5 protein-coding genes are annotated in these 5946 nt (G+C 55.1%); 2 read left to right on the top strand and 3 right to left on the bottom strand.

Annotated elements, in window-relative coordinates:
* A partial coding sequence (locus tag K5905_RS25580) for a glycosyltransferase (protein ID WP_297589418.1) occupies positions 1–943 on the top strand: 943 nt, incomplete at its 5' end.
* Between the two features lie 244 nt (positions 944–1187).
* Positions 1188–2771, top strand: coding sequence for an FMN-binding glutamate synthase family protein (locus tag K5905_RS25575; RefSeq protein WP_297589420.1), 1584 nt, complete (start codon positions 1188–1190; stop codon positions 2769–2771).
* On the opposite strand, the gene K5905_RS25570 is transcribed toward K5905_RS25575, so the two are convergent.
* The 3 genes from K5905_RS25570 to K5905_RS25560 all read right to left on the bottom strand — a co-directional run.
* Positions 2765–3226, bottom strand: a complete 462-nt coding sequence (locus tag K5905_RS25570; protein WP_297589416.1) for a hypothetical protein — start codon at positions 3224–3226, stop codon at positions 2765–2767. The two genes, K5905_RS25575 and K5905_RS25570, sit on opposite strands and share 7 nt — an antisense overlap.
* A gap of 112 nt (positions 3227–3338) precedes the next feature.
* Positions 3339–5207, bottom strand: coding sequence for a flotillin domain-containing protein (locus tag K5905_RS25565; protein ID WP_297589413.1), 1869 nt, complete (start codon positions 5205–5207; stop codon positions 3339–3341).
* Between the two features lie 53 nt (positions 5208–5260).
* On the bottom strand, positions 5261–5946 hold a 686-nt coding region (locus K5905_RS25560; protein ID WP_297589412.1), incomplete at its 5' end, for a YqiJ family protein.

Raw genomic sequence — 5946 nt, 5'->3', positions numbered from 1 at the left:
AACAGTCATGACGCTGGTAGGGCGAAAACTTAATGTTCCAGCCCTGCCGACGTCGCTGCAACCGGTCATGGCTCCGACAGAAGAATTTCCAATCGGACTGTTCGGGTTGCCTAATCTTGGATCCTTTTTCAACCGGCAAAGCTATTTTCTGGGTCGCCGATTGATGAAGGCCGGACTGTCACCTCTCATGAAGCCACTGAAGGATGTCGCCGGTCCGCAAATTGCGATGCCGGGAGATCAGATTGACGGTTACGTGCCACATGACGGCAAGGCACTTTGCCTGCAGGCATTTTCGCGGGCACTGGTTCCAACACCCAAGGACTGGACTGCCGAAAACTGGGCCTGCGGCTATTGGTTCACTGAACCTGACGTTACCTACGAAGCGCAATCTGATCTCATGGAATTTCTGGAAAATGGCCCTGCCCCGATCTATCTCGGCTTCGGATCGATGCCGAGCAAGAACCCGAGAGAACTGACCGACAAGATTCTGGCGGCTTTGGCGAACACAGGTCAGCGTGCAATTCTGGCAACAGGTTGGGGCGGTCTGATGAAAGAAAGTCTGCCTGAGAATCTGGAAAAGCGTGTTTTCCTTTTGGAAAAAGCCCCGCATAGCTGGCTTTTCCCCCGCTGTGCGGCAATCGTCCATCATGGCGGTGCAGGCACGACCCACGAGGCGGTCCGATGGGGCAAACCTTCCCTGGTCTGCCCGGTCTTTGGCGACCAGCCGTTCTGGGGTGCGCAAATCCACAAAATTGGTGCAGGTCCTGCCCCGATACGCCAAAAGAAACTCACTGTCACTAACCTGACCAGTGCTCTGCAAGATCTTGAGAACCCGGCCTACAGGCTGGGCGCGGAAAAGGCGGGGGAAATCATATCGACAGAACCCGGGGCCCGGGGAACCGCGTCCCGGCTGATTGAGCAATTTGTTGAAATTCCAGCATGAGAATTTCGCATCAGGTCAATTGGGAGCCGATGTCTTGGTGTTTTTTGCATCCAATGACGGCTCGCACTTGTCCGGCCAAGCAAGAGAAGCAACTGATTACCCTTCCCTTTTTCCGCGCAGCCTGACACAACTAGAAAAAGCAAGCTTTTAGGTATTTACCCTGAGGAGTCACCCATCCGTGTTTCCCGCCCGCTATTTCGTTTTCGCCCTCTGTCTGGCACTAGCCTTTATTGCGTTCATTTTGATGTTTGCCGTGAACGTGCATTTCATATGGCCGTTCGTGGTATTCGCCACACTTTCGGTCATTGGATTTCTGGACTTGCAGCAGAGCAAACACGCTGTTTTGCGGAACTATCCGGTGACCGGTCATTTCCGCTACCTCTTCGAGGCGATCCGGCCTGAGATCCGACAGTATTTCTTTGAAAGCAACCAGGACGGTCGACCGTTTTCGCGCGAACGCCGGTCTATGGTCTATGACCGGGCCAAGAATATCGAAGATGTGCTGCCATTCGGAACCGAACTGAATGTTTACGCCGACACCTATGGCTGGGTGAATCATTCCATCCTCCCCAAGCCGGAAAATCACGAGCAGCTGCGCGTAACGATTGGTGGCCCGGAGTGCACACAGCCTTATTCCGCTTCGCTTTACAATATCTCGGCCATGAGTTTCGGCTCACTCTCCGGCAACGCCATCCTGGCACTCAACAAGGGCGCAAAGGCCGGGAACTTCTATCATGATACCGGCGAAGGCAGCGTTTCGCGGTACCACCGACAAGGCGGCGGCGACCTCGTTTGGGAACTGGGCAGCGGCTATTTTGGATGCCGCACGGCGGATGGCAAATTCGATCCTGACAAGTTCAGGGAACAGGCGGCCAATTCGCAGATCAAAATGATTGAAATCAAGATGAGTCAGGGAGCAAAGCCAGGCCATGGCGGCGTGTTGCCCGGCTCGAAAGTGTCTGAAGAAATCGCCGAGGCGCGCGGTGTTCCGGTCGGTCAGGACTGTATTTCTCCATCCTCGCATTCAGCCTTTTCAACGCCGATCGAACTGCTCGAGTTTATTCAGACGCTGCGCGAACTTTCCGGCGGGAAGCCGGTCGGTTTCAAATTGTGTGTCGGTCACCGGTGGGAATTCATGGCAATAGTCAAAGCCATGCTGAAAACCGGCCTCAAACCGGATTTTATAGTGGTTGACGGCGCTGAGGGTGGAACAGGTGCTGCCCCGATCGAATTCGCCAACCGGCTTGGCACGCCATTGCGGCAAGGCCTTTCCTTTGTTCACAACTGTCTAGTCGGCTCGGGTTTGAGAGAGGACATCAGAATCGGCGCCAGCGGCAAGCTGATCAGCGCATTTGATATTGCCGGCACGATTGCGCTTGGTGCCGACTGGGTGAATTCGGCACGTGGGTTCATGTTTGCAGTTGGTTGCATCCAGTCCCAGAGCTGCCACACCAACCGCTGCCCTACCGGCGTTGCGACCCAGGACCCGAAACGCCAACTGGCATTGGTGGTCCCTGACAAGAGCGAACGGGTGACGAATTTTCATAGCAACACCCTGAAGTCCCTGATGGCCTTCACGGCTGCGTCCGGTCTCAACCACCCGAGCGAATTCAAGCCGGAGCATTTTTATCTGCGCGAAGGTCAACGTGCGATCATGCCGGCCAGCTCAGCCCTCACCTGGCTGAAAAAAGGTGCGCTTCTGGACGAAGCCCATGACATTCCAGGCTATTCGACCTATTGGGACATGGCTGTTGCCGAGACCTTTGAAGCAGACAAATCAATCGAGGTAGCCAAAGCCCTGCATCATCATCGGCGGGGATATCATTGAGAAGGTGAATAGATCTCTTGCGACGTGTCGACGGTCCCCGACCCTACTCCAACCGTTGGCTCAAGGATTGTGCCATCAGGCATTACTTTGACAGTTCCCACTGCTTTTGGTGTGACCACCGGAGTTTCTAGATCCTGCGGAGATACACTAAGTTTCCCGACATTTCCGGAGAGGTCATCGATCCACTCACGATCAATCTGCGGTTCCAGGGTCGAAGTTGCGTTTGACGGTGTTTCTGCAGGTGGTGACTCGACCCTGCTTTCCAACTCCATTTCGAGTACGGACATCCTTGAGGTTAGAGCTCTGGTTTCTTCTGCCAAGTCGGTGACTTTCACGTAAAAATAATAAACTGCCGCACCGAATACCATGAGCACGAACATCAGGAATATGATCGCGATTTCCGTTACTGCCCCATCCCTGCGCTGAAATCTGTTCAACTTGCTGTCGTAGTTCATGAACCTTTCCGATATCGCCTAAAGTGCTTTTGCCAAATCGAATGTCTGAATTCCTTGTTGGAACACCCGGCAGCCAAAACCGCCGGGTGAATCTGAACAGCCCCTTGCATCATCACGAGGGAAGCGTGCCCTTGCCGACCTCTGTGTCCGTTGCCTCAGCCGCGACAAGGCCGTTTTCGGACGGAGAGGGACTTGAATTTCCGCCCAAGGAGGCCGCATCACTTGCAACCTCGGTGTCGTCTTCAACTGCGGCAGGTGAGGTTCCAAGGTTGGCCGTCAGGCCCGACAATCCTGATCCGTCAAGACCGACCTCCTTCATCATGGCATCCAGAAGCGGGGCCTGGGAACGGTATTTCAGTGCCGAAGACACCATCTGGTCGGCCAGGTTGCCACCGGAACCGTTGCCGTTCGCAATGTTCGCAACTCCTCCGGCGCCACCTGTCATGCCATCCACCTGGATGATCTTGATGCCGTCGATCTGCTCCATCGGTTTGACGCTTTCAGCAATGATTTCAGGCAATTGCTCCAGAAGCTTAACCCGAACCTGCATGGCAATCTGATCCGGCGACAGAAGATTTGCCGCTTCGTTGATCGCTTTTTGCCCCGCGGCCTCGACTTCATAGAGAGCTTTCTCGGCTTCGGCACGCAGCTTGTCCGCTGCAGCAGAGCCTTCTGCCTCAATGCGTAGCTTGGCAGCCTCGGCCTCAGCTGCGATACGAACTGCCTCCGCCTGGTCGGCAGCAGCTTTTTTCTGCGCTTCAGCACCAACCGTGATGGCGACGGCGTCCATTTCGGCGCCCTTGCGCGCCTCAATCAATTCGATCTGCTTGTCACGTTCAGCGATTTCAGTATCGCGGGCGGTCAAAACCTGTTCTGCCGCTCTTGCAGCAATTGCGCGCGCCTCGTCAGCCTGTGCCTCGGCCTCGGACTTTTCGCGAGATTTTGCGGCAACGGCAATGTCGCGATCCTGCTCAGCCAGCTCGATCAATTTCTGTTTTTCAACATTTGCAGCCTCGACAGACCGTTCCTTGGAGATTTCCCGCTCCCTCACCTGCTGGTCCATGGCGATCTGGCGCTCGGTGACCACCTGATTTGATTCAATGTCCTTTTCCTTGACCTTTTGTCCGGCAAGGATTTTGGCTTCTTCTGCTTCGCGCTCGCGCTCGGCCTGCTGCTTTGCAATGAGAGAAACCTGTTCCGCCCTGCGGATCTCGACTTCGCGCTGTTGCTCAAGCTTGGCGAATTCTTCATCCCGACTGATCTGCAAACGCTCCTGTTCCGCTTCCAGGTTTTTGCGCTGGATCTGAACCTCGGTTTCCTGCTCGATATCGTTCCGCTTTTTCCGGCGTTCCTCAATGGCCTGGGTAAGCTTTGTCAGACCTTCCGCATCAAAGGCGTTTTCCGGATTGAAATACTCGCGATTTGTCTGGTCGAGACCTGTCAGGGATACCGACTCAAGCTCAAGACCGTTTTTCAAGATGTCTTCCGACACTGCAGCCTGCACCTTCTGAACAAAGTTCACACGCTGCTCATGCAATTCTTCCATTGCCATTTCTGCGGCGACCGCACGCAAAGCGTCAACAAACTTACCCTCAACCAGTTCACGCAAGGCTTCCGGTTTCATGGTTCGCTGACCAAGTGTTTGAGCCGCATTGGCAATGGACTCGATCGTCGGCTGAACACGGACATAAAACTCAGCGAGAACATCAACTCGCATGCGGTCTTTCGTGATAAGCGCCTGATCGTTTGAACGGCGAACTTCAAGCCGCAACGTGTTCATGTTGACGGGTATGATGTCATGTAAAACCGGAAGAACCAGAGTACCGCCATTCATTACGACACGCTGGCCGCCGAAACCGGTCCGCACAAACGAGACTTCCTTCGAAGACCGGCGATACAGCCTCGAAATGATCAATCCGATGGCAAGAAGGGCAATAAACCCTATGCCCACGAGCATGACTATGCCTACAATCTGGTCCATAACCATTTACTCCTTCAGTCACTAATTTGAAATTTCCTGGTCCGGCACCGGGCTCAATCGCCAGCGCCGGACAATGCAGCATTGCTGTTCTGGATCGCGGTGTAGCGGGCTCCAACCTGCCGGACAATGATCACATCTGTTCCCTGGTTCAGCACTTCGCCGTCGACATCCGGTTCCACCAGCAGATAGTGGTTCTGGCCAGTGGCATCTTTCAGGCGAGCCTGGGCAGGAAGCCCCTTTTCCGCGTTTCCCTGAACGATCAGGGCCGGTTTACCGACAAACGTTTTGCGCGAAACAGCATCGCTCTCGTCTTTCGGCATGATCTTCGACAATCCCAACGCGGTCACGCGAGTGAAGGGTAAGGCACCTGCAAATGCACCGGCAGAGGCAACGATCGCCGGCAGCAGCCAACCACTCAAAGAATGGACCACGCTCTGCAGCACATATCCTGCCAAACCGAACCCGGTCAGGAAAATCACCAGAATGATCAATGCCGGAACCCTGCCGAAGCACAACCAGCCGAGAACACGCGTGAACATGCCTTGCCCGGCCGCCGACGCGTCTGCATTGACGCCCACCATTTCCAGGTCTGACGGCAGCGCACCACCGGCTATGTCACCGTCGAAATCCGGGGCTTCGATGTCAGGGACATCCACCTCCGGAAGGTCGACCTCCGGCAGCAGGCTGTCGATCATGCTCGACAACCCGAGGCCCATCAGGGTCCCCACACCTTCAGCCA

The organism is Roseibium sp., assembly GCF_025698965.1.
GTDB lineage: Bacteria > Pseudomonadota > Alphaproteobacteria > Rhizobiales > Stappiaceae > Roseibium.
This window is presented reverse-complemented; position numbering and strand designations above follow the sequence as displayed.